The organism is Candidatus Magnetobacterium casense (genome assembly GCF_019173545.1).
GTDB classification, from domain to species: Bacteria; Nitrospirota; Thermodesulfovibrionia; order Thermodesulfovibrionales; family Magnetobacteriaceae; genus Magnetobacterium; species Magnetobacterium cryptolimnobacter.
Genome location: NZ_JABXWD010000477.1, coordinates 1 through 2,347, shown reverse-complemented (window position 1 = coordinate 2,347; position 2,347 = coordinate 1). Strand labels below are relative to the sequence as shown.

Genomic DNA, 2,347 nt, shown 5'->3' with positions numbered 1-2,347 from the left:
GGAGCGGATCGTAGAGCCGCCGGATAAGGTGAAAGAGATAGTCAGCCGCTTTGCCTGCCAGAATATAAAGAAATTAAGAGAGCAGGGGCTATCACCGGTGGATTTCTCAAACCTCAGAAACAAGGTAGAGGCAAACCTCAGACACAGCTCACTGGCCGATGGCAAGGACTACGAGTGCTCCTACAGCAATATCGTAAGAGGGATGGTACGGGAGTTGACGGACGGTGATGACGAGGAGTTGTTTGACGCCATTATAAGTACCGAACTCGAGGTTGAAAAGAAGGTCCTGTATGTAAAAGATGGCATCCGTGATATACTGAAAATGCTCAAAGATGCAGGGAAGCGGATAATAGCCATATCCGACATGTACCTGGACAGACAATACATAGAGGCCATATTTGAAGACAAGGCAATCATGGAGTTCTTTGACTGTATCTACGTCTCATCGGAGAGCAGGGTTGGCAAGCACTCGGGACGGTTGTTCAAACAGGTCTTGTTTGCTCAGAAGACCTTCCCTGAGAGGGTGCTGCATGTTGGGGATAACACACACTCGGACTTCAGGATACCGGCAAACCTGGGGATAAACACCATACACCTCTTTGACCTCGATTACCACAAGAGAAAATACGCCCTGCTGACCTACCATCGCTTTGCAGCAGAGACCCCCTACTGGCGTGGTAGGCACCTGTTGCAGATGATACGTCCGGGGGAGGGGCCAGGGGAAAGCCTTGGGGACTTCTTTTACCAATACGGATTTTCGTTTCTTGGTCCCGTCTATGCGACCTTTGTCTACGGGGTGGTATCTGCCATCAAGCTGCATAAGATCAAGAAGGCCTTTTTTCTTGCCAGAGAGGGCGAGCTCTTCTATGAACTGTTTAAGCTCGCTGCCCCTGAGTTCCTGACCGCTGAAGAAATACCGCCGGCAGAGTATGTGTACCTGACGCGAAAGTCTACGGCCCTGGCCTCCGTTTATCGGGGACTTACCTTTGAAAAGGCGGTCTTGCCGTTTTTTAATCCCAAGCAGGAGGGGCTTTATTCGTTATTTAGTGTCTATGGCCTGCCCGTTGAGGAGTTCTTTGAAATTGCCCGCAGGCATGGCTTTACCGAGCTGAGGCAGCCAATAAATGCCTGGCAGGACAAGCGATTCATGAGTCTGCTTCAGGATGAACGATTCCAACGCGGCGTTATCAAGTATGCCCGTGGCAACAGAAGGCTTCTACATAGCTATCTGCGGCAGATTGGGTTCTTTAACGGCGAGTCGGTTGCCTTTGTTGACATCGGCTGGAACGCCACAATACAGAAGTTCGTCCAGGATGCCTTCAGCAAGCGGGGCGATTATCCGCACGTCTATGGCATATACCTCGGATTCTGTGACGGCATCAGGCACGCCTTCGATTACGAAAAAAACACGATCCTCGGCATACTCTACGACCAACGTAACAACAACCCCGCAGAGCATATCTTCAGCCGCTTTGAGGAGTTGTTTGAGGAGGGGGCCAGGGCGCTGCATCCGACCACCGTGGGATACTGTCAGGACCCCGTTAGTAAACTCGTAAGCCCCGTCTTTAAAGAGGACTCTTCGGCTGACAGGGCGGAAGAAATCATGTTTAACGAAAAAATACGGAGCATTAAAAACGGCGCTGTCGCCTTTACCAGACAGTTTATAGAGGCGGCAAAACTCACGGGATACACCGTTGACGATATAAAGCCATTTATCCTGACCATGGCCGAACGAGCTGTGGCCTTTCCCAACAAGGAAGAACTCTCCCACCTGATGAACCTCAAGCACTCCGAGGACTTCGGCTATGAAAACGTAATGAATCTGCGGGTAGATGAAATACAGAGCAAGAGTATCCTGCTTAACCCCGCAGAGTTCAAGAGGAAGATTCGGTGGTCAAACTGGAGATACGGTACTGTTAAGTCTTTGGGATTGCCAGGAGGCAATTTTATATTCAGAATTTTTGACGCCTTAAGGAGATTTTAGGGGGGGCGGCGACCCCAGGCATAAAGAATATGGACAAGTCTTATTATAAAAACAACTATGACCTCAACAGATGCTCAGTCAGTGGACTGATAATGATCACTGTCTTGTACAGGTTGCTGGGGCTATTCAGCAGACGATATGCCGGCAAGACACCGGGCATCGCAGATGTTGTTACAGCTTACGTTATGCACAGGTTTTTCTATTTCTTTCACTACCTGTATATGTTGAGGGACGCCTTGAGAAAGATTGGAAAAAGGCTGCGTATTTTTTACGTCTTTAGAGTAAGGCGCTAAGGATATTGATTTTGGGTCAACGGTTATGTAACAATAAGAGTGTCGGTTACATGATTCCGTGGGCGGTCAC

At 49.2% G+C, this 2,347-nt stretch carries 2 protein-coding genes; both read left to right on the top strand.

Features of this window, described 5'->3' with window-relative positions; genetic code table 11:
* A partial coding sequence (locus tag HWQ67_RS16535; RefSeq protein ID WP_218253789.1) for an HAD-IA family hydrolase occupies window positions 1-1,984 on the top strand: 1,984 nt, incomplete at its 5' end.
* A gap of 29 nt (window positions 1,985-2,013) precedes the next feature.
* On the top strand, window positions 2,014-2,277 hold the full coding sequence (locus tag HWQ67_RS16530; RefSeq protein WP_218253788.1) for a hypothetical protein: 264 nt from the start codon (window positions 2,014-2,016) through the stop codon (window positions 2,275-2,277).
* Window positions 2,278-2,347 lie beyond the last annotated feature (70 nt).

Bases quoted from the DNA above. Each gene is read 5' to 3' on its own strand.
- HWQ67_RS16530 (WP_218253788.1), top strand. From the start codon at position 2,014: ATGGACAAGTCTTATTATAAAAACAACTATGACCTCAACAGATGCTCA.